This window comes from Flavobacterium sp. Root186 (genome assembly GCF_001428525.1).
Classification (GTDB): domain Bacteria; phylum Bacteroidota; class Bacteroidia; order Flavobacteriales; family Flavobacteriaceae; genus Flavobacterium.
The window spans coordinates 216,192-238,177 of the sequence record NZ_LMHW01000017.1; the positions used below are offsets into that span (position 1 = coordinate 216,192).

A 21,986-nucleotide genomic window follows, 5' to 3' on the forward strand; every position below is an offset into this window, starting at 1 on the left:
TTTAATTAAATACAATACCTATGAGAAAAATAGTTATCGCACTATCAGTATTAATGGCCTTAACTTCGTGTGTATCGAAAAAGCAATATGCTGCATTAGAAGCTAAGCAAAAAGAGACACAAGATTTATTAAACTCTTGCACAGTTAAATTAAATTCTTGTCTGGAAGAAAAAGCAGGATTAGCAGCAACAGCTGAAAGCTATAAACAACACAATCAAGACTTAATTAACAGCTCTAAAGATTTAACAGTTTTAACTACTAAAGGTGCAGAAAACTTAGAAAAATCGTTAGAAAGCTTAAAAGAGAAAGATTTAAAAATATCTAGACTTCAAGATGCTCTTACTAAAAAAGACAGTGTAACATTAGCATTAGTTACAAGTTTAAAAGGTGCAGTTGGAATCAACGATCCAGATATCGAGATCAATGTTGAAAAAGGAGTTGTATTTATCTCTATCGCTGATAAATTATTATTCAAAAGCGGAAGCTATGAAGTAAGTGATAAAGCAAAATCAGTTTTGGCTAAAGTTGCAAAAGTGGTAAATGACAAACCAGATTTTGAGTGTATGGTTGAAGGACATACAGATGATGTTCCTTACAAAAGCAACGGAGTTTTGCTAGACAACTGGGATTTAAGTGTTAAACGTTCTACTTCTATCGTTCGTGTCTTGACAAATGACTTAAATGTTAACCCTGCAAAATTAATTGCTGCTGGTAGAAGTTCATACGTACCATTAGTTGCAAACGATTCTCCAGAAAACAAAGCTCGTAACAGAAGAACTCGTATCGTTGTTATGCCTAAAATTGATCAATTCTACGATATGATCGAGAAAGAAATGAAAAAACAGGCAAAATAATTTTAAAGTAACATACTTTATATACAGAAAAAGCAGGTCGAATTGACCTGCTTTTTTTGTATCCTTAATCTTTTTTAATAACCAATTAAACAGAAATCAAGGACAACATTATTTTTATTAACTAACTAAATTTTAACTATACTAAAGTTAGTTATAATTTTTTAACTTTTATACCATTTAGGTATTTTTTTACAAAATATCAATATCGCCTTTTCCTTCTCTTACAACAACTGGTTCATGCTCTGATAAATCTATAATTGTTGACGGAATATTATCTCCATATCCCCCATCAATTACCATATCGACCAAATTCTGCCACTTTTCAAAAATCAATTCAGGATCTGTAGTATACTCAATTACATCATCTTCATCACGAATCGAAGTTGAAACAATCGGGTTTCCTAACTGGCGAACGATTTCTAAAACAATATTATTGTCAGGAACACGAATACCAACAGTAGTTTTCTTTTTAAACTCTTTTGGCAGATTATTATTTCCAGGCAAAATAAAGGTATAAGGCCCAGGCAATGCTCTTTTTAATATTTTAAAAGTCGAAGTATCAATTTGACGAACATAGTCTGATAAATTGCTCAGATCATGGCAGATAAACGAGAAATTTGCTTTCTCTAATTTGACACCTTTAATTTTCGCTACTTTTTCTAATGCCCTCGAATTGGTAATATCGCAACCTAAACCGTAAACAGTATCTGTTGGATAAATTACCAATCCACCATTCTGAAGCACTTTTACAACTTTTGCAATTGCAGCTTCACTAGGTTTATCTGGATATATTTTTATGAACTCAGCCATTTTGTTTTTTGTTTAAAGTTTGATTTTGTTTCAGGTTTCAAGTTACTCAACAACAACTTGAAACCTGAAACAAATATTCTTATCCTACAACATCTAATTTAGCAAATCTTAATAGAAGTTTTTTAATTCCTCCTACTTCAAATTTAATTTCGGCTTTTTTATCAGCTCCAACCCCTTCTAAATTAATCACTTCTCCTTTTCCGAAACGTTCATGCATTACGACATTTCCTATTGTTAGTTTACTATCAAACAAATTAGTATTAGAACTTTCCGGCGCATTTCCAGATACAGGTTTTAATTTACGAATATTTAAATCCGGTTTCGGGTTGTTATCTGTAATGTGCTTTGGCGGCGTTCCTCCTATTGGTTTTGCCAATCGTAATTTTGATTTATCAATGTCTCCAAAAATATCTCCGTCAATTTGCGATTTATATCGGTAATTACTTTCCGCCGGAGTTAAGTATTCTAAATATTGTGAATCAATTTCTTCAATAAAACGTGATGGTTCGCTATCTGTCAATTTTCCCCAACGGTAACGTGAGTTTGCATAAGTTAAATACGCCTGATGTTCTGCACGAGTTAAAGCTACGTAAAATAAACGACGTTCTTCTTCTAATTCACTTCTGGTACTCATACTCATCGCACTCGGAAATAAATCTTCTTCCATACCCACGACAAAAACATGAGGAAACTCTAACCCTTTTGCTAAGTGAATCGTCATTAGTGCAACACGATCTTCATCGTTAGTATCTTTATCTAAATCAGTTGCAAGCGCTACATCTTCCATGAACTCAGACAAAGCTCCTCTTGCGCCATCAATCTCTTTTTGCCCTTCTGTAAAATCTTTAATACCGTTTAAAAGCTCTTCAATATTCTGAATTTTTGCCATTCCTTCCGGAGTCGCATCTTTCTTTAATTCCTGAACCAAACCCGTTTTCTTCGCAACATGATCTGTTATATAAAAAGCATCCTGATTTTGATCAATAACCTGAAAACTCTGAATCATCGTTACAAAATCTTTCAATTTATTTTTTGTTCCAGTATTCAGTTTCAAATCGATTTTATCAATGTTCACCATTACTTCCCAAATCGAACGTTTGTAATGATTGGCAGCAATTGTCAATTTTTCTACTGTTGTATCTCCAATTCCACGTGCCGGATAATTGATTACACGAATCAAAGCTTCTTCATCTTTCGGGTTTATTACTAAACGTAAATAACACAAAACATCTTTAATTTCCTTACGTTGATAGAATGATAATCCACCATAAATTCTATATGGAATATCACGTTTTCTTAACGCATCCTCCATCGCACGCGACTGAGCATTAGTACGATATAAAATCGCAAAAGATCCATTATGAAGCTGGTTCTGCATTTTTTGTTCAAAAATCGTACTCGCTACAAAACGGCCTTCTTCGGCATCCGTTAAACTTCGATGTATTTTAATTTTTGGACCAAATTCATTTGCAGTCCAAACTACTTTATCTAGCTTGGTTTTATTATGTTCCATTATTGTATTTGCCGCTTCTACAATATTTCGGGTAGAACGATAATTTTGCTCTAAACGATACATTACTACACCTTCATAATCCTTTTGGAAATTCAGGATATTATTGATATTCGCTCCACGGAAGGCATAAATACTCTGTGCATCATCTCCTACGACACAAATATTCTGAAATCTATCAGACAAAGCCCTAACAATCAAATACTGAGAGTGATTCGTATCTTGGTACTCATCAACCAGAATATAACGGAAACGGTCTTGATATTTTGCTAAAACCTCAGGGAAACGAGTCAGCAGCTCATTTGTTTTCAGTAATAAATCATCAAAATCCATTGCTCCTGCTTTAAAACAACGTTCTACATACTGCTGATAAATTTCTCCTAATCTCGGTCTTTTTGCCATAGCATCAGCCTCGATTAATTCCGGATTATTGAAATATGCTTTTACTGTAATTAAACTGTTCTTATAACTAGATATACGGCCTAAAATCTGTTTTGGTTTATAGATATCACGATCCAGCTGCATTTCTTTAATAATGGAAGAAATCAGTCTGGCCGAATCCTGAGAATCATAAATTGTAAAATTTGATGGATAACCCAAATGATCTGATTCTGATCGAAGAATACGGGCAAAAACAGAGTGAAAAGTTCCCATCCAAAGGTTTTTTGCCTCAGATGCTCCCACAATATCCGAAATCCTGTGCTTCATCTCACGAGCCGCTTTATTGGTAAAAGTAAGCGACAAAATATTGAAGGCATCAACACCCTGAGCCATCAAATAAGCAATTCTAATAGTTAAAACACGGGTTTTTCCCGAACCTGCACCAGCAATAATAATCATTGGCCCGTCTTTTTGTAAAACGGGTTGTCTTTGTGCTTCGTTGAGCTGGTCAATATATTTCTGCATGTAATTTTTCTCCTTTATGCAAAAATAAGAATTATACTTTTAATAAGCTACTAAGATTCTGAGGTTCTAAGCTGCTAAGTTTTTGTATTTTTTGAACCCAAAGAATAGGCATTTTATTAAACATGGTTTCCCGCTTTCGGCTATATCTCTCCTCCCGATAGCCATCGGGGATGCGAGGATACCGCCTCTATCGAGGCTAGATTCAAAATAGTGAGGAAATTAATAAGGTACAAGTTTACAGTGCACTAGGTCAATTATTACTTGATAATGATTATAATGCAGACAATGTGAAAATTGATTTTACACCATTAAGCCCAGATTTATACTTTGTGAAAATATACTCTGAAGATAAATTTACAATTATAAAAACCATCAAAAAATAGTGATCTTATACTATTTAAAAAGATATGTTTTCTTCTCCTGATTACTCAGGAGAAGAAATATTCTTAAAATATTTAACTACCGAGAACTTTTACTTATAAAACACATCGTACGCAAATCGAATCAAAGTTCCCACAACAACAACCAAAAAGAAAATTCTAATAAAACCATTTCCTTTATTGATTGCCAGTTTCGCACCAAGCCAGCCTCCGAGTCCGTTGCTAATTGCCATAGGAATTGCAATCGCCCAAATGATTTTTCCTTTTATCAGAAATAAACAGATTGAACCAAAATTCGTCGCCAGATTTACCATTTTAGCATTTGCAGAAGCGTGCAAAAAATCAAACCCCAAAAGAGCAATAAAAGCCACAACAAAAAAACTTCCGGTTCCCGGGCCAATAAATCCATCATAGAAACCAACAATTATACTAATGACAACTGCATAAATTATTTGTGTTGCTGGCGAATGGTCTTTGGCAACATGCTGTCCGAAGTTTTTCTTTGCGTAAGTATATATAAACAACAATGATAAAACGACAAGCAAAAGCGGTTTCATAAAATCATTGCTGACCAAAGTCAAAATAGTAGAACCTAAAAATGCCGAAGGAACTGCAAGACACATCATAATTAAAAGCAATTTCCATTGAATAACTACCTTTTTCAGATATTGAAAAGCGGCAAAAGCTGTCCCACTGAAAGCCGGGATTTTTAAAGTACCAATAACTGTTGAAACAGGCAGATTTGGCAACAAAATTAATCCCATTGGTGTTTGGATAAGCCCGCCGCCGCCTACAATTGCATCAATAAATCCTGCCGCAAAAGCAGCTAAACAAAGAAAAACTATTATGTATAAATCCATTATAAGTGTATTAAAAAACAAGTTGCAAAAGTAAGTTTTACAATTTGTTTATTCGTGTAAATTTAAAGTGGATTTCTCGTCAAAAAGTATATTTTTGCTAAAAAAATTTACCCAAATGGATTTTACAAGAATTATAGAATTAGCAAGTTATACATTACCTGCTATTGTTACCGGATTTGTAGCCTACAGCTTTTTTGAACTGCACATTAAAAACAATGATAAAAAGCGTGCTTTTTTGTTAAACAGACAAGCGCATAAAGAATCACTTCCTATACGTTTGCAAGCTTACGAACGTATGACTTTATTTTTAGAGCGCATCAATTTGACCAAGTTATTAATCAGAATCACTCCTATTTCACACGATAAACATGATTACGAAAACTTTGTAATTGACCAAATTGAACAAGAATTTGAACACAATTTAACGCAGCAAATTTATATGTCTGATGAATGCTGGACAATAATTACAACTGCAAAAAACTCTACTATCCAAATGATTCGTAAAGCTGCCATGAGTGACCGTGTTGACAGTGCAGATAAGCTTCGTGAAGTTATTTTGAATGAATTATTAGAAAAACAATCTCCAAGCAATGCTGCTTTAGGATATATTAAGAATGAGGTTGCAGAACTTTGGTAAAAAATATTTTAGAATTCAGATTTTAGATTATTTCAGAAACAATCTAAATTCTAAAATCTGAATTCTAAAATTACCTGTTATCACTCATAACTTCAGACTTATTCTGAGCATATTCGTAACCTTGCTTCCACCATTCTTTCATTATTTCTTTATTGAAAATTAGTGCATTATCGGTTAATTTAGTGGGAGTATAATATAAATTAAGTTTTACATCTTTAGTGTTTGCCATAAGTTTTCCTATAGCAATATCATGTTTCTCAACCTGATCTAAAGCAATTCGGAACAAATCAATCATTAAAGAAAATGGATTTTTACCAATAACCGTTTTACTTGTATTGACTTCAGTTTCTAAGATAATAACATCGATTTCTGTTGCGCCGCGGTTAATAGCTTCTCGAATTGGAACCAAACTTGAAAATCCACCATCGCCATATTCGTAATTATTTTTTGAAACCAAACTCATAAATGGAACATAATTACTGGAGATCCAAGACCAATCGCAAAACTCTTCATAACTACAATCTTTTACTGATTTGTATTCTGATTCGTTTTTAGTAAAATTAGTGACCGTAATAATTACGTCATTATTCATCTTTTTAAGATTATTGAAATCAGAGAGAGAAAAATTATTTCGAATATATTTCTTTAAACCTTTGCTTTCGCCAAAAGTTCTCTTTCCTTTAAAAAACTGACGAAGTACATTAAAGTGATTAATCGTCACAATATCTACTCCTTCTTTTACTTTTACTACAAATGGGCAGATATTAAAAATACTTGACATCGTAACATTTGTATAAACGGAATGTATTTTTTTGATATGACCGAGAGCTAAATGCGGAATAAGTAAACTTCCTGTAGATGTTCCTATAAATAAATCGTATTCATGTCGTTTTTCTTCTATTAAATACTGTGCAACTCCTCCGGCGAAGGCGCCTTTACTTCCGCCGCCAGAAATAACTAATGCTCTCATAAAATATATAGTAGGTTTTGTTTTTGGATTTTTTAAAGAGAAAAAAAGATAAAAGAATCAAGATTTTTTAGTACCGATAAAATCTTTATTCTATTTCTTGCTTCTATTCTCTTTTATTCTTTCAATAAACGATTCAATTGAAACTGTTCATCGGGGGTCAAATTAGGCAAAATTCTATTAAATGAAGCACGCATTTCTGAATTTTTTAATAAAATCCTGATTGAATCTCTTCCAAATTTTGAAAACTGCCACATATGGTGCGTTGTAGCGTTAACCAAATTCGTTAAAACATCATCGTTAATAAACTTAAAAGCAATCAATTTTTCTAGTGCATTCTGGCGTGTAGTCGCTTCATATTTTGTTGTAGAAAAAGCAATTAATTCATTTATTAATTCCTTAGCATTGCTGCTGTAATCAGGAGTCGATAAGGCAAGTGAAAGCCATAAAGCACGAAGGTTATAATCGTTAAAACCAATCCAGTTTTTCGACTTATCAAGATATTCTTTTCTATGATTCGGGAAATTATTCCATAAATAAAACAACGCAGCTTCTTGTGTTTGATATGATTTATCATCCAGCAGCGTTTCATATTCTGTTCTAAAATCTTCCGGTATTTTGGATAAAGTTTCTGCTAAAGTCTGGCGCAGCTGTACATTATTTTGATGCAATGCTTTCTGTAGCAACTCTTTTTTATCTTCATATTTTTCAGTCTGCAATTGCGAAATAATTGCTTCTTTTACTGAATAATGAATATCTGAATCTATGGTTTTAGTGAAAAAATCAATCTTTTCTTTTAGAGGTGTTTTCTTTAATTTATCTACTTCCAAGCGCACTTTAATTGCCTTATTTTTACTTAATAAAGCATTGGCTGTCGGCGTATCAAAAGCAGTAGATTCCAGCCAGGTTTTCTGAAACTGAACCAAATCGAAATTGGATACTTTTTTAATTTCATCGAAGAAATTCTGCGTGTTTACATTCTTAAATGCATATTTATTCAAATAACTTTTTACCGCTTTTTTAAAGGCTTTGTCGCTAATAGATTCATGCAAAACGAAAAGTGCCCATGCTCCTTTTTCATAAAAAGTCAGCGAACTGGCTTTTCCATTTAAAACCGGAATGGTATCTGTTCTTGAAGCAAATTTTATCTGCTGTGCTGTATCATATAATTTGGCATAAAAATAATCGTCTCCAAAAATATCTCTTTCAGCCAATAATGCATAATAAGTTGCAAAACCTTCCTGGAGCCAATGATGCGTGCTGCTTTCGGCGGTAATTAAATCTCCAAACCAATGATGTGCCAGTTCATGAGCATCAACATTAGTATAATTTCGATCTGTGAAACCAATATTATCCACTACATAACGTGTCGTAAAAAGTGTAGTTGTCGTGTTTTCCATTCCGCCATATAAAAAATCGCGAACCGGAATCTGCCTGAAAACTTTCCACGGATATTTTACTCCAATCTCTTTTTCCAGAAAATCAAAAATTCGCTTCGAATAACGATATGTAGGTTCAAAACATGCAGCATCTTTGTTTTCAATGTAATATTCTAATGGGATTTTAGATTTCGAAGTAAATAGCTTTTTATCATATTTCCCAATAGAAAGCACCAATAAATAAGAACTCATTGGGTTTTCCATTTGGTATTGCCAATGCAGTAAATTATCTTTCTCCATTTTACTTTTTAAAACTCCGTTTGAAACCACCTGATAGTCTTTTTTATAGGTAATTCCGAGATTGAAAATCACTTTTTCATTCACATCATCAAAACTCGGAAACCAGTTACTGGTGTATCTTCCCTGACCCTGAGTCCAGATTTGAATATCGTCATTTTCAATATTTACAAAATACAATGCTTGTTTTGGTTTTACGTTATAATTGAAAGTCAGATGGTTATTTCCTTTCTGAAAATTATTGATGATTTGTAATTCTTTACCTGTATTAACAAAAACCACGTCTTTTCCTCCAATTTGAACATTTGTAAACTGCATGTTTTTTGCATCGATTTTTATGGTATCAATAGGCTGTAAAACATCAAAATTATAATCTACTTGCCCGTAAATTATTTTTTGGGAATCGACGATATTTAATTGTCCCGAAACCGATTTAAAATCAACATATTTGGTTTGCTGTGCAAAAATGAAAGTGGTTATAAAGAGAAAAATGTATTTCATTGAAAATAGATTAGTGGCAAAAACCCAAAGTTACAAAGGTTTCCACAACAAATCGAATGAAATTCGTAAGTTTACATACAAAAATAACCAAGCGTGCCTACACTCAAAAAAACCTTATTTAACTGGAGCAGCGGAAAAGACTCTGCCTTAACTTTATACAAGATTCTTCAAAATCCTGAATTTAAAATCGAATGTTTATTAACGAGTGTAAATCAGCAATATCAACGAATTTCCATGCACGGCGTTCGCGTTGAATTGTTGCAGGCTCAAGCAGAAAGCATCGGAATTCCTTTAAAAATTATGGAGGTTCCGGAAATGCCGACAATGGAAGTTTACGAAAATGTAATGATCAAAACTTTGACGGAACTAAAAAACCAAGGAATCATGTACTCTGTTTTTGGAGATATTTTTCTGGAAGATTTACGAAAATATCGTGAAGAACAATTGGCAAAAATAGGTTTCGAAGGTATTTTTCCCATTTGGAAAATACCATCTCACGATTTAATTCAGGAATTTATTTCGCTTGGATTTAAAACGATTGTTGTTTGCGTAAACGAAAGATATTTAGATAAAAGTTTTGTCGGCCGAATTATTGATCAGAACTTTATAAATGATTTACCTGAAAACGTTGATGTCTGCGGTGAAAACGGAGAATTTCACACTTTTACTTTTGATGGGCCAATTTTTTCTAAACCTATTCATTTTGAAATTGGTGAAATTGTTTATCGAAAATATGAAAAACCTAAAAGTGATGATTCATCCAATAAAGCCTGCGATACAAGTGCTGCAGATGCTTTTGATTTTGGATTTTGGTATTGTGACCTAATCCCGAAGTAATGACCAACTGAGCATAAAAATTTGCCACGAATTACACAAATTTTCACGAATTGATTTGTGATAATTTGTGTAATTTGCGGCTAAAATTTATTCATTATACATTGCTAACAAATTCGTAACCGTATTCCAATTGCGCATTGTTACTATGACGTTCAGTTTCTTCTCGATATACTTGCCTTCTAATCTGGTTTTTCCGGCTCCTATATCATATTTAATAAAAATTCTGTTTCCGTCGATATTGGCTTCATCGGGCTTAAACTGACTGATTTTTAAATCATTAATATTTTCTTTTTTCAATACAGTCGAAACAAAAGCAACATATAATTTTTTAGTATCAATATCTTTTTCTTTTATATAGGGACTGTTTTTAAAACACAATTCAAGATCTTCTTTGGTAATAACAATCGTAGGAACTTCATGCCCAAAAACCTTGAAGATTTCCTGTTTGATCATAAAACCCACTTTTGCAGCGTCTTCTTCACTATCAACAAAAACATTTCCGGATTGCAGATAGGTACGAACATTTTGAAAACCTATATTTTCCAACATTGTTTTCAAAGCATCCATTTTCATCATATTATGGCCAGAAACATTGATACCGCGAAGAAGTGCTAAATGTGTTGTCATTTTTTAAAATTTTAGTCAAAGATAAATATTCATTTATTCATTATATCAAAACTAGTCTTCATCTTCACCAATTTCTATATCAAACTTGATTAAAAAATCGTTGAGTTGTTTTTTATACTTCGCTTTGGCTTGATTTACAATTTCATCAGCTTCTTCGTTAGTTTCTATTGGCTTTAAATTAAATTCCTCTTTAACCCATTCTTGAAATTCTTCTTTATTTTCAATTTCTTCGTAATATTCTTCATCTTTATAGAAATAAGCGTTGTCAAAATCGACTGAAATTTCAGTATCTAAAGTTAAAAGATGAATTAATTTACGGATATTTTCGGCCACAACATGAATTCCGCCTTCATCACCAAAAACTACTATCGGGCAATTATTTAAATCTTTATCAATAAGCCAGTATGCGTAAGAACTTCCTGAACCGTTTGCACCTGCAAATTCAATAAAACTAGTATAAAATTCTTCTTCTTCAGACCAAGTTTTTATTCCGGTTTTGTCATCATATATCAGCAAACCAAAACATTCTGAATACGTTTCTGACCCATAATTTTGATCAAACTCATATAATTTTACTAAATCTTTCGGTAAAGCATAACGGCCAAACTGAACTGAAAATTCTTCTAATGAAAAACTATTATCATATTCTTGGTATTCTGTTTCGTCATCGTCATCATCTTCTTCATCTTCAACAGAAGTTTCTTTTGTCAATACTTCAAAGGCTTCTATTGCTGCACATTTTACACAAAACATTTCTATTCCGGGTGCAGTTTCATTATTTGCCCATTGATATTTGGTATCTCCATCTTCATCAAGATATTCCAAAACGAGCGTAATTTCTTCATCATCATGGCACCATAAAGCACGCATTTTAATATTAAAGCCATTTCCAATTTCTTCTGAAATCTGGCTGTATTTTATTCCTTCATAAGTAAAAGGAATAAACGAATATTCGTTTATTCCGCTCTTTTTACTAATTCTGCCTATGTGTTTTATATATTCTAATTGAGACAAAACTTCGACCATATTTATAAACTGACTGCGAAAATCAGTATACATATACTTTTCTTTTTTATCGTAATCAAGGATCGAAAGTCCTTCTCTAAAAACATCCTCATGATAATTATTTCCTAATATTTCAGTTCCATATCCTGAATGTTCGATAAAAGAATCGTCAACAATATCAGATAGTTTATGAGTTGAAGGAAAGTAGTTTTCTATTGTAATTATATTCCCGTCTCCATCACTAAGGTTGCTGCAAATCATAATATCCGGTCTGTTTACATTTACTATTGCCTGAACATCTGTAAAACGTTCAAAATGCATCAGCATATCGTCACTGTAAATTAGCCACGCTGTAACATCGCCTTTTACAAAAAGTTCTCCGTGATTGTATTCACCAATAATGGTATCACATTTTAAGCCTCCGCCTAAATAATGTACACTTCCGAACAAAGTTATATTTACCGTAGTAGTTTCTCCCAAAACAATCAAAGCGGGCGAATTATCTGTATCAAAAGAACTTATAATTTTTTTGACATTCAGGTTTCCTTTAAAAATAAATCCCAGAATAAAAATATCCTGATGTTCTTCTGTAGTGAAATCCATTTCAAATGATTCCATTTCTACATCATCTTCTGCTAATAAAAATATCGGATTTTCTTCATAATCAGGAAAACGCCAGGTATCTTCAAAAACATTGTAGATTTTTTGATTGTTAAAATCGGTAAGATCTCCAATAATAGTATGGGCTTCGTCTCTATTAATAACTTTGAACGTAACACCTGCAAACTCAATTGTTTCAAAAGGAACTTTTTCTTCTTTACTCATTTTTTTAGTGGCTTATAGTTAAACAAATCTAAGAATTATCTTTATTTATTAAAATGCTTATCTCAGTATTTCAGATTTTCAAATTATGTAATTAAAATCTATCTTCGCTTTTTGAAAGAAAAAAGAATATAGAAAACAGAAAAAATCTATAGTCTATTTTCCTGGTTCTTGCTTCTAAAATCTGAAATCAACAATCTAAAATTAATAAATGTCTAATAATCTCCTGGAAACTCCTATCGAATACTTAAAAGGTGTTGGCCCAAGTCGCGGTCAATTGCTTCGTAAGGAATTGGGAATTCATAAATATGGAGACTTGGTCAATTTTTATCCAAATCGATACATCGACAGGACACGTTATTATAAGATTAACGAATTGCAAAATACGGGAACTGAGGTTCAGATCATTGGAAAAATTATCAATATAAAAACGGTTGAATTTGCCAAAAACAAAAAACGTTTGGTTGCCAGTTTTGTTGATGAAACCGGAATGATTGAACTGAACTGGTTTCAAGGCCATAAATGGATTCGCGAAAGCTTAAAACTAAACGAACAGCTTGTTATTTTTGGAAAATGTTCTTTATACGGAAGCCAATTCAGTATGGCGCATCCGGAAATTGAGTTGTTAAGCGAGCACGAAAAAAGTCTTCGTTCTGCCATGCAGCCGGTTTATCCTTCTACAGAAACGCTGACAAATCGAGGAATTTCAAACCGAACGATCAATAAAATGATGGAACAATTGTTTATTGAAACTCAGGCTTTGTTTACCGAAACTTTCCCGGCTTATTTAATAGAAGAGTTAAAGCTGATTCCGAAAAGGGCGGCTTTGTTTAATATACATTTTCCTAAGAGTGCAGATGCTTTGGCGAAAGCCCAATTCCGATTAAAGTTTGAAGAATTGTTTTTTATTCAATTACAATTAATTACTAAAAACTTAATTAGAAAACATAAAATAAAAGGGCATCCATTTACAAAAGTAGGCGAACTTTTTAATGATTTTTATCAAAATCATCTGCCGTTTGATCTGACAAATGCTCAAAAAAGGGTAATAAAAGAAATCCGCTCCGATATGGGAAGCAATGCCCAAATGAACCGATTGCTTCAGGGAGATGTTGGATCGGGAAAAACTATCGTTGCTTTTATGAGCATGCTTTTGGCAATTGACAATGGCTTTCAGGCTTGTTTAATGGCTCCAACAGAAATTCTGGCAAATCAGCATTTTATTGGATTGTCTAAATTTGCTAATACGCTAAATATCAAAATTAAAATATTAACAGGTTCTACTAAAACTTCTGAAAGGAAAATTATTCATGAAGAACTTGAAAACGGGAATCTGCAGATTTTAATTGGAACGCACGCTTTGTTAGAAGATAAAGTAAAATTTCAAAGTTTAGGATTGGCCGTTATTGACGAGCAGCACCGTTTTGGTGTCGAACAAAGATCTAAATTGTGGAAGAAAAATGATATTCCGCCACACGTTTTGGTTATGACGGCGACGCCAATTCCGAGAACTTTGGCTATGAGTTTATATGGAGATTTAGATATTTCTGTAATAGATGAATTACCGCCGGGAAGAAAACCTATTGAAACTGCACATCGCTTTGATACGAACCGATTAAAAGTCTGGAAATTCCTGCGCGATGAAATTGCAAAAGGGAGACAAATTTATATCGTATATCCGTTAATTCAGGAATCTGAAAAGATGGATTATAAGGATTTAATGGACGGTTACGAAAGTATTTCGAGAGATTTTCCGCTGCCGCAATATTCGATTTCGATTCTGCACGGCAAAATGAAACCTGCCGATAAAGATGCCGAAATGAAACGTTTTTCTGAAGGAAAAACCAATATTATGGTCGCAACAACTGTAATTGAAGTTGGCGTCAATGTTCCGAATGCCAGCGTTATGATTATCGAAAGTGCTGAACGTTTTGGTTTATCACAGCTGCACCAATTACGCGGACGTGTAGGCCGTGGCGCCGAACAGAGTTATTGTATTCTAATGACAAGCCACAAATTAAGCACCGACAGTAAAACAAGAATGGAAACGATGGTTCAAACGAACGACGGTTTCGAAATCGCCGAAGTCGACTTAAAACTTCGCGGTCCAGGAGATTTAATGGGAACACAGCAAAGTGGTGTTTTAAATTTACAAATAGCAGATATTGTGCGAGATCGCGACATTTTATCTCTGGCTAGAAACTATGCCTTAAAAGTTTTAAAAGAAGACGCTCCGCTGCAAAAACCAGAACATGCTATTCTAAAAATGGTATTTATAGAATTGACGAAGAAGAAAAATATTTGGAATTATATCTCGTAAGTTCAAAGTGACAAAGATACAAAGTGACAAAGGTTCAGAGGTTTTAACTTGACGAATGTCATCCTGAGCGAAGTCGAAGACTTATAAAACAAAAAAAACTTTGTCCCTTTGTCACTTTGAACCTTTGTACCTTCAAAAAAAATACACTCCACTGCATCAATAAGTTTTAAATATTCAGGTGATTAGATTTGTTGGGGAGCAAATTTTGATTGAATATTACGCCGACACAATGAAGCATATTTATTAAGCTATTTTTTGGGCGGAGTTTTGTCGAATAAACCGCTGAATAAACCCTTGCTTATTTTATTTTTATCATCTTTTCCTGTAGCAATTAAATGGTCAATATATTCCATGTATGTTTTTTTTCGCTCTTCTAAAAAACCAACCAAATATTCTTCTGAAGCAATTAGACCGCTTGCTTCTTCAATCTGTAATAGCTTTTTGTACAGCGGTTCAATAAATTTTGTAATGAGAGGTTCGGGAACAGATTTTCTGGTTCCAAAGTACCCTACAATATCTCCATCTGCATCGGCAATAATTTTAAAATCGGTTACAACCCAATAATAACGACCGGTTTTTGCCATATTCTTTATAATAACATGAATGTTCTCGCTTGATTTAATGCTATCCCATAAGAATTTAAAAATCACTTTAGGCATATCAGGATGCCTCACAATATTGTGAGGCTGTCCTACAAGTTCAAATTCATCATATCCTGAGACATCTATAAAATCTTCATTGGCATAAAGAATTGTTCCGTTTTTATCTGTTTTACTAAGTAATACTTTATTTTTATTCCAATCAACTTCTCTGTCAGAAGGCGTTGGACGGTTAAATCTCGTATCCATAAATTTGCTGCTAATAATTAATAAATGATTGATTGTGCATGTAAAAATGTTTGTTTGGAAAACTGGTTTTACAATTTTTAATTTCTGGTATCAGTAGACTTTACATGAATATCATTTACTAAATCATCGATTTTTTTGGCACTTTCACGCATCATATCTAAATAGGTCAAAAGTTTATCATTATCTGTATGTCCTTTTGAAACATCAATTAGTTTTAAAACAGAATTTACCGGAAGTTTCAAATCTAAAGTTGTTCTGTGAATAAAATCATTATATTCTTTCGTTGCCGACAATGAACTGTATTTGGCAGAAGCCAGTTTCATGTTTTCTAATTCATATTCATCAGAAATTTTAGAAATATGATTGTGGCTGTGTTCTTTAAAATAATAAGCCCAATAACCATTCATAAAAAATACAACGGCAGCCAAAACGGTATGAATGATAAGCGTTTCTAGATCAAAATTTACCTGCGAAAAATAAACCTGAAGTCCGTTTGCGTCATTATAAACAAAGTTTTGCAAATAAGCCAAACCAGCATGATGAAGCACAACCAGAAGCGTTAACGGAATCTGCAGTTTCCAGTTTTGATAAATAATTAAAATCGTACTGGCAATGAAAACCGTAAAATGCATTTCGAATAAACCGTGCATTTGGTAAATATACTGCGCCATAAATACCGCCAGCACAACCGATAAAACGTATTGATAAAATTTGGAATTCTTTAGAAAAAACTTGGCCGAATAGTACGCCAAAAGATTCAGCGTTCCAACTCCTACTCCAATTTCGAATGTATCATACTTAAAAGATAATCCGATTCCGAGAAGAAAATAAACGGCGAGAACATAATTAATAATGACATCTGATTTTTGTGTCATGGTCGACATAAAACTGTGCAGATAATCTTGCTCATTTAAACTGGCTTTTGTTTTCATAGGTTTAAAAATTTTAGTTAGTGATAGATTTTATTTAGTGCAATTTGGTAATGAACATCCGTAAGCTCTGAGAGCTAAAGCATTAAATGAGGGCGAAATATTTTGTTTTAACAGCGAATCAATCGCCATTTGGGCGTAATTACTTTCTGCGTCTGTGCAGTATCTTGTTTTATTGTAATTACCACGGTAATATAAATTATGATCAGCATCTAAAAGAACAGCCTGCGGGGTCGAAATCACACCGCATTTTTGAGCTATACCTTCATCAAAATAAACGGGAATTTCTGCTCCAAATTTTTGCTGAATTTCTGCTATAGAAAAAGTTTTCTTTTTGTTTAGAACAACAATTTTAAAATTGACTTTATCGCCATATTTCTTTATCAAATCACTCACATGCGGCACATTAAAACGTGAGCACGGACAATCCGGATTAAAGAAGTGAAAAAAAACAGGTTTGCTATCAAATGCACAGCATTGCGACAAATCAATTTTAGAGCCCATTGCTATAGCATGATAATTCTTCGGAATTGGCGTTGGCAGGCTATATTTGAATTCATTCTGCCAAAAAAGATAGCCAATTGAAAATAGTAAAAGTGTAAACCATAAAGCTAAGAGTATTTTTTTCTTCATATATTATTTTTTAGTAATTAAGAATAAAAAATATAAACACTTGTTAATATAATTATTAAATAATTTCTGTAAAAAACCTAAAAAACCACACCTAACTCACTATTTTAGCTAATAATCCTACTTAATTTTATAAGTATTATTGGTAAAATTCACATTTTGTTTAAGATAGTAATGTTACAAATAAATTCGATAAAGTGCAAAAAAAATCGGACAAATACGTGAAAAAATTACAAAGTATTAGCAATCATTGGAGATAAACAAGATAAAAATTAAAAACATAAAATTTTGTTACTATACAGAATAAAATTTCATCTGTTTGATTAAAAGATACATAGCGTAAAAACCAAGCTAATTGTTAAGAATTATTAAAAAAAACGGCATTTGCAGTTAAACCTTTTCTTAAAAACGATATCTAAAAGCAAACTTTTGCAATTAAAGCTCATGAAAACGATTTGAAATTATTGTAATCCAAGTGTTAAATAAAAGCTAACGCCTTTTGGTTTCAGTACAAAAAGTTAAATTTGCTAGTTGCAAAAAAACATACAACAAAAAAACATTCACCTAAATTTTATGAAATTAAAACACCTAATCTACGCCTTGATAATCATCGTTTTAGGAGGATTTATTACCTATCGAATAGTATCCAATAAAAGCAAAAATGACGAATCAAAAAAATTTGGCGACAAAGATAAGCCGACAACTGTAACCGGACTTGTAGTTAAAACTTCTACATTTGATAACAACTTATCTTTATCAGGTTCAATCGAAGCAAACGAACAAATTGAGATTCATAGTGAAGTTTCGGGAATTGTAGAAGGTATTTATTTTAATGAAGGAACTTATGTAAATAAAGGTCAGGTGCTTTTTAAAGTAAACGACATCGAATTAAAAGCCCAATTAAGACAAGCTGTAACCAAAGAAGGCTTGGCTGCCGAAAACGAAAGAAGAGCAAAACTTTTACTTCAAAAAGAAGCCATCAGCCAGGAAGAAGCAGATGTAGCAAGAGCAGATTATGCTTCGGCACAGGCACAAAGTCAGTTAATTAGAGCACAAATATCTAAAACCTCTGTAAAAGCACCATTTTCAGGAAAAGTAGGTTTACGTTATATTTCGCCGGGAACCTATATAACACCAACAGTTTTGGTAGCAAAATTGGTCAATACAGGAAAATTAAAAATTACATTCTCAATTCCGGAGAAATATGCGGCGCAGGTAAAATCCGGTTCATCAATCGATTTTAATGTTTCCGGATCTGATCAGACCTATTCAGCAAAAATTTACGCAATCGAGCCTGAAATTGCAGTTGCAACGCGTACATTACAAATTCGTGCTATTGCAGATAATACGGATGGAAAACTTTTTCCCGGAACTTTTGCTGATGTAAAATTACCATTAAACATTATTAAAGATGCTATAGTTGTACCTTCTCAGGCTATTGTTCCTGTACAAGACGGTAAAAAAGTTTTTATTGCAAATATGGGCAAAGCCAAAGAAGTTATGGTCGATGCAACAACAAGAACTGATGCTTCTATTTTGATTTTATCAGGATTAAAAGCCGGAGATACTTTAATAACAAGCGGGGTTATGTCTTTAAAAAATGAAGCTCCAATTAAAGTTATAGTAAAATAGTCATAAAGTCCAAAGTCATAAGACTTGAATATAGATTTAAAGATGGCAGAAAGATTTAGCAATAAATCGGAAATCTAAAATCAACAATCTAAAATCTAAAATCACAAATGAGTTTATCAACTACAAGTATAAGAAGACCTGTTTTAACCATTGTACTGAATTTATTAATCATATTATTCGGTTTTATTGGTTATACATTTTTGGGTGTGCGAGAATTTCCTTCCATCGACCCGGCACAGGTTTCTATCAGAACAAGTTACACAGGTGCTAATGCCGACATTATAGAATCGCAGATTACAGAACCGCTTGAAAAAGCTGTAAATGCGATCGACGGAATACGAAATATAACCTCTTCAAGTAATCAGGGAAGCAGTAATATTACTATCGAGTTTAATCTTGACAAAGATTTAGAAGAAGCTGCAAATGACGTACGTGATAAAGTATCGCAAGCCATTAGGAGTTTACCGCAAGATATTGATGCAGCGCCGGTTGTATCAAAAGCCGATGCTGATAGTGACGCGATTATTTCGATGACCGTTCAAAGTGATACCAGAAGTTCTTTAGAATTAAGTGATTATGCAGAAAATGTTATTTCACAGCGATTAGAGACAATCCCGGGTGTGAGCAGTGTGCAGATTTGGGGACAAAAACGTTACGCAATGCGTTTATGGATTGATCCTGTAAAATTAACGGCCTACGGCTGTACGGTTGCCGAAGTTCGTGATGCCTTAAATGCACAAAATGTCGAATTGCCTTCGGGAAAACTGACAGGAAATAATACCGAATTAACCGTAAAAACAATCGGTAACTTATCAAAAGCCGAAGAATTCAACAATATTATTATCCGTACCGACGGAGATAAAATTGTTCGTTTAAGTGATGTGGGCGGCGCAGAATTAGGACCTGAAAATTTAGAAACAAAACTAAGCCAGTCAGGACTTCCTTTAATTGGTTTGGCAATTGTGCCAATGCCGGGAGCTAACTATTTAGACATTTCGAAAGAGTTTTATAAAAAATATGATGCTTTAAAAAAGGATCTTCCAAAAGATATTAAACTGAATATCGCGCTTGACAACACTATTTTCGTAAAGAAATCAGTACTTGAAGTTGCTGAAACTTTAGGAATTTCGATTATTCTGGTAATCATTATTATTTATCTTTTCTTTAGAGACTGGGCAATTGCCTTCAGACCTTTAATTGATATTCCGGTTTCGTTAATTGCTACTTTCTTTATTATGTGGCTTTTTGGGTTCTCAATCAACGTATTAACTTTATTAGCGATCGTTTTAGCTACAGGTTTAGTTGTGGATGACGGAATTGTAGTTACCGAAAATATCTTTAAAAAGGTCGAAGAAGGAATGTCGCCAATTGAAGCGTCAATTAAAGGTTCAAATGAAATTTTCTATGCCGTAATTTCGATTTCGGTAACACTTGCAGCGGTATTTTTACCTGTAATTTTCTTAGAAGGTTTCGTAGGCCGGCTTTTTAGGGAATTTGGAGTTGTAATTGGTGCAGCGGTTTTAATTTCTGCCTTTGTATCATTGACTTTAACACCAATGCTGAATGCTTATTTAATGAAAGGCGGCGAACAGAAAAAATCTAAATTCTATATAAAAACGGAGCCTTTCTTTGAAAAAATGAATAGCGGTTATGCTGAGGCTTTAACCAAATTCATGGATAAAAAATGGATTAGTTTCCCGATTTTAATTGTTTGTTTTGGATTGATTTATTTATTCTTTACCATTCTTCCAAAAGAAACAGCTCCTTATGACGACCGTGGTTCTGTAACCATGCGTATGACAACTCCCGAAGGATCTTCATACGAATATACAGACCGTTTTATGCAGGAAATCTCAAAATTGATTGATGATTCAATTCCGGAGAAAAAAGTGAGTTTAGTAATTACTTCTCCCGGATTTAGCTCAAATTCGGTTAACAGCGGATTAGTCAGACTTACCTTGAAAGATGTCGAGGAAAGAAAAAAATCACAAAAAGATATTGCAGACGAATTAACAAAGTGGACAAAACAATATCCTAATGCTAAAACTTCTGTAACACAGCAGCCTACAATTGCTGTAAACAGACGTGGCGGTTTACCAATTCAATATATTATTCAGGCCCCGAATTTTGAAAAATTAAAAGAAAAAATTCCTGTTTTTATGGATGAAGTTGGTAAAAGCGATGTTTTCTCTACTACCGATGTTAACTTGAAATTCAATAAACCTGAGATTAACGTAAGTATTGACCGTGCAAAAGCAGAGAGCTTAGGAATTTCGATTATTGATATTGCACAAACTTTACAGCTTTCATTGAGTGGACAGCGTTTTGGATATTTCATTAAAAACGGAAAACAATATCAGGTTATTGGTCAGTTTGATCAAAAAGACAGATCAAAACCTCTGGATTTAACTTCGATGTTTGTGAAAAACAAAAACGGACAATTAATTCAAATGGACAACGTTGTAAATGTTGCAGAGCAAAGTAATCCGCCGCAATTGTACCACAACAACCGTTATATGTCTGCAACTGTTGCTGCTGGTTTAGCACCGGGAAAAAGTATCAGCGATGGTATTCAGGAAATGGACAGAATTAAAGCCAAAGTTTTAAACGACAGTTTTACAACAGATTTAAGTGGAGAATCACGAGATTTTGTTGAGAGTAGTTCTAATACATCTTTTGCATTTGGATTAGCTTTATTATTGATTTTCCTGATTCTTGCAGCGCAATTTGAGAGTTTTATCGATCCGTTTATTATCATATTAACAGTGCCAATGGCGGTTGCCGGAGCTTTATTTTCGCTTTGGTTATTCAACCAGACATGGAATATTTTCAGCCAGATTGGAACCGTAATGCTTATTGGTCTGGTTACTAAAAACGGTATTTTGATTGTCGAATTTGCCAATCAGTTACGAGAACAGGGCAAACCAAAAATGGAAGCCATTCTAGAAGCATCAGAAGCACGTTTACGTCCTATTTTAATGACGAGTTTAGCGATTGCACTAGGAGCATTACCAATTGCTATGTCGCTTGGAGCCGCTTCTACCAGTAGAATTGGTATGGGAGTTGTAATTGTGGGAGGAACAATTTTCTCTTTGGCGCTGACTCTTTTTGTTATTCCGGCAATCTATTTTATGTGGTCTAAAGCCAGAAAACATTATCCTGAATTTGATCGTATCGACGAATACGAAAAAGAAAGTAAATAAATATTTATTGGCCACGAATTCACGAATTAATT

The 21,986-nt window shown here is 33.4% G+C and carries 17 protein-coding genes; 7 read left to right on the forward strand and 10 right to left on the reverse strand.

Annotated elements, in window-relative coordinates:
• Positions 1 to 20 precede the first annotated feature (20 nt).
• Positions 21 to 854, forward strand: coding sequence for an OmpA family protein (locus ASD98_RS23195; RefSeq protein ID WP_053471411.1), 834 nt, complete (start codon positions 21 to 23; stop codon positions 852 to 854).
• A 189-nt stretch (positions 855 to 1,043) separates the two neighbouring features.
• Here the strand turns inward: ASD98_RS23195 and ASD98_RS23200 are convergent, their stop codons facing one another.
• On the reverse strand, positions 1,044 to 1,664 hold the full coding sequence (locus ASD98_RS23200) for an L-threonylcarbamoyladenylate synthase (RefSeq protein WP_056209563.1): 621 nt from the start codon (positions 1,662 to 1,664) through the stop codon (positions 1,044 to 1,046).
• 79 nt (positions 1,665 to 1,743) lie between these two features.
• A complete protein-coding gene (locus tag ASD98_RS23205) occupies positions 1,744 to 4,080 on the reverse strand; it encodes an ATP-dependent helicase (RefSeq protein WP_056209568.1) in 2,337 nt (778 codons plus the stop codon).
• Positions 4,081 to 4,298: 218 nt separating this feature from the next.
• Between ASD98_RS23205 and ASD98_RS24635 the strand changes: the two genes are divergently transcribed.
• Complete coding sequence (locus ASD98_RS24635; RefSeq protein ID WP_369814804.1) at positions 4,299 to 4,463, forward strand: T9SS type A sorting domain-containing protein; 165 nt, start codon at positions 4,299 to 4,301, stop codon at positions 4,461 to 4,463.
• Positions 4,464 to 4,552: 89 nt separating this feature from the next.
• Here ASD98_RS24635 and ASD98_RS23210 read toward each other — a convergent pair whose 3' ends face one another.
• Positions 4,553 to 5,320, reverse strand: coding sequence for a TSUP family transporter (locus ASD98_RS23210; RefSeq protein ID WP_056209570.1), 768 nt, complete (start codon positions 5,318 to 5,320; stop codon positions 4,553 to 4,555).
• A gap of 115 nt (positions 5,321 to 5,435) precedes the next feature.
• Here ASD98_RS23210 and ASD98_RS23215 point away from each other — a divergent pair, with 115 nt between their 5' ends.
• The gene (locus ASD98_RS23215) at positions 5,436 to 5,957 is read left to right on the forward strand and encodes a hypothetical protein (protein ID WP_053471407.1); all 522 of its coding nucleotides are present in this window, start codon (positions 5,436 to 5,438) and stop codon (positions 5,955 to 5,957) included.
• 70 nt (positions 5,958 to 6,027) lie between these two features.
• Here the strand turns inward: ASD98_RS23215 and ASD98_RS23220 are convergent, their stop codons facing one another.
• Both ASD98_RS23220 and ASD98_RS23225 read right to left on the reverse strand, forming a co-directional pair.
• A complete protein-coding gene (locus ASD98_RS23220) occupies positions 6,028 to 6,927 on the reverse strand; it encodes a patatin family protein (protein WP_056209573.1) in 900 nt (299 codons plus the stop codon).
• 113 nt (positions 6,928 to 7,040) lie between these two features.
• Positions 7,041 to 9,101, reverse strand: a complete 2,061-nt coding sequence (locus ASD98_RS23225; protein ID WP_056209576.1) for a M1 family aminopeptidase — start codon at positions 9,099 to 9,101, stop codon at positions 7,041 to 7,043.
• A 93-nt stretch (positions 9,102 to 9,194) separates the two neighbouring features.
• Here ASD98_RS23225 and ASD98_RS23230 point away from each other — a divergent pair, with 93 nt between their 5' ends.
• Positions 9,195 to 9,938: a diphthine--ammonia ligase gene (locus tag ASD98_RS23230; RefSeq protein ID WP_056209579.1), complete on the forward strand. Its 744-nt coding sequence runs from the start codon at positions 9,195 to 9,197 to the stop codon at positions 9,936 to 9,938.
• Between the two features lie 87 nt (positions 9,939 to 10,025).
• Here ASD98_RS23230 and ASD98_RS23235 read toward each other — a convergent pair whose 3' ends face one another.
• Positions 10,026 to 10,565 (reverse strand): DUF1697 domain-containing protein, encoded by a 540-nt coding sequence (locus ASD98_RS23235; RefSeq protein ID WP_056209582.1) that lies wholly within the window; start codon positions 10,563 to 10,565, stop codon positions 10,026 to 10,028.
• 51 nt (positions 10,566 to 10,616) lie between these two features.
• Complete coding sequence (locus ASD98_RS23240; RefSeq protein ID WP_056209586.1) at positions 10,617 to 12,395, reverse strand: hypothetical protein; 1,779 nt, start codon at positions 12,393 to 12,395, stop codon at positions 10,617 to 10,619.
• 208 nt (positions 12,396 to 12,603) lie between these two features.
• Here ASD98_RS23240 and recG point away from each other — a divergent pair, with 208 nt between their 5' ends.
• Positions 12,604 to 14,712 (forward strand): ATP-dependent DNA helicase RecG, encoded by a 2,109-nt coding sequence (gene recG / locus ASD98_RS23245; RefSeq protein WP_056209591.1) that lies wholly within the window; start codon positions 12,604 to 12,606, stop codon positions 14,710 to 14,712.
• 248 nt (positions 14,713 to 14,960) lie between these two features.
• On the opposite strand, the gene ASD98_RS23250 is transcribed toward recG, so the two are convergent.
• From ASD98_RS23250 to ASD98_RS23260, 3 genes are all read right to left on the reverse strand, one after another.
• Entirely contained in the window at positions 14,961 to 15,560 is a 600-nt protein-coding gene (locus ASD98_RS23250) for a PAS domain-containing protein (RefSeq protein ID WP_056209594.1), read from the reverse strand.
• Positions 15,561 to 15,637: 77 nt separating this feature from the next.
• Positions 15,638 to 16,492: a hypothetical protein gene (locus tag ASD98_RS23255; RefSeq protein WP_056209597.1), complete on the reverse strand. Its 855-nt coding sequence runs from the start codon at positions 16,490 to 16,492 to the stop codon at positions 15,638 to 15,640.
• Positions 16,493 to 16,522: 30 nt separating this feature from the next.
• Positions 16,523 to 17,122 (reverse strand): peroxiredoxin, encoded by a 600-nt coding sequence (locus ASD98_RS23260; protein ID WP_056209599.1) that lies wholly within the window; start codon positions 17,120 to 17,122, stop codon positions 16,523 to 16,525.
• A gap of 570 nt (positions 17,123 to 17,692) precedes the next feature.
• On the opposite strand from ASD98_RS23260, the gene ASD98_RS23265 reads away from it, so the two are divergent.
• Together ASD98_RS23265 and ASD98_RS23270 are read left to right on the forward strand one after the other, a co-directional pair.
• Positions 17,693 to 18,751, forward strand: coding sequence for an efflux RND transporter periplasmic adaptor subunit (locus ASD98_RS23265; RefSeq protein ID WP_056209842.1), 1,059 nt, complete (start codon positions 17,693 to 17,695; stop codon positions 18,749 to 18,751).
• Between the two features lie 107 nt (positions 18,752 to 18,858).
• Positions 18,859 to 21,954, forward strand: coding sequence for an efflux RND transporter permease subunit (locus tag ASD98_RS23270; protein ID WP_056209602.1), 3,096 nt, complete (start codon positions 18,859 to 18,861; stop codon positions 21,952 to 21,954).
• The last annotated feature ends 32 nt before the right edge of the window (positions 21,955 to 21,986 follow it).

What these genes read in the sequence shown, in the direction of transcription:
- ASD98_RS23205 (WP_056209568.1), bottom strand. Translation starts at nt 4,080, where the DNA reads ATGCAGAAATATATTGACCAGCTCAACGAAGCACAAAGACAACCCGTT.
- ASD98_RS23265 (WP_056209842.1), top strand. Translation starts at nt 17,693, where the DNA reads ATGAAATTAAAACACCTAATCTACGCCTTGATAATCATCGTTTTAGGA.
- ASD98_RS23220 (WP_056209573.1), bottom strand. Translation starts at nt 6,927, where the DNA reads ATGAGAGCATTAGTTATTTCTGGCGGCGGAAGTAAAGGCGCCTTCGCC.
- ASD98_RS23215 (WP_053471407.1), top strand. Translation starts at nt 5,436, where the DNA reads ATGGATTTTACAAGAATTATAGAATTAGCAAGTTATACATTACCTGCT.
- ASD98_RS23195 (WP_053471411.1), top strand. Translation starts at nt 21, where the DNA reads ATGAGAAAAATAGTTATCGCACTATCAGTATTAATGGCCTTAACTTCG.
- ASD98_RS23235 (WP_056209582.1), bottom strand. Translation starts at nt 10,565, where the DNA reads ATGACAACACATTTAGCACTTCTTCGCGGTATCAATGTTTCTGGCCAT.
- ASD98_RS23200 (WP_056209563.1), bottom strand. Translation starts at nt 1,664, where the DNA reads ATGGCTGAGTTCATAAAAATATATCCAGATAAACCTAGTGAAGCTGCA.
- ASD98_RS23260 (WP_056209599.1), bottom strand. Translation starts at nt 17,122, where the DNA reads ATGAAGAAAAAAATACTCTTAGCTTTATGGTTTACACTTTTACTATTT.
- ASD98_RS23255 (WP_056209597.1), bottom strand. Translation starts at nt 16,492, where the DNA reads ATGAAAACAAAAGCCAGTTTAAATGAGCAAGATTATCTGCACAGTTTT.
- ASD98_RS23270 (WP_056209602.1), top strand. Translation starts at nt 18,859, where the DNA reads ATGAGTTTATCAACTACAAGTATAAGAAGACCTGTTTTAACCATTGTA.
- ASD98_RS23225 (WP_056209576.1), bottom strand. Translation starts at nt 9,101, where the DNA reads ATGAAATACATTTTTCTCTTTATAACCACTTTCATTTTTGCACAGCAA.
- ASD98_RS23210 (WP_056209570.1), bottom strand. Translation starts at nt 5,320, where the DNA reads ATGGATTTATACATAATAGTTTTTCTTTGTTTAGCTGCTTTTGCGGCA.
- ASD98_RS23250 (WP_056209594.1), bottom strand. Translation starts at nt 15,560, where the DNA reads ATGGATACGAGATTTAACCGTCCAACGCCTTCTGACAGAGAAGTTGAT.
- ASD98_RS23240 (WP_056209586.1), bottom strand. Translation starts at nt 12,395, where the DNA reads ATGAGTAAAGAAGAAAAAGTTCCTTTTGAAACAATTGAGTTTGCAGGT.
- recG (WP_056209591.1), top strand. Translation starts at nt 12,604, where the DNA reads ATGTCTAATAATCTCCTGGAAACTCCTATCGAATACTTAAAAGGTGTT.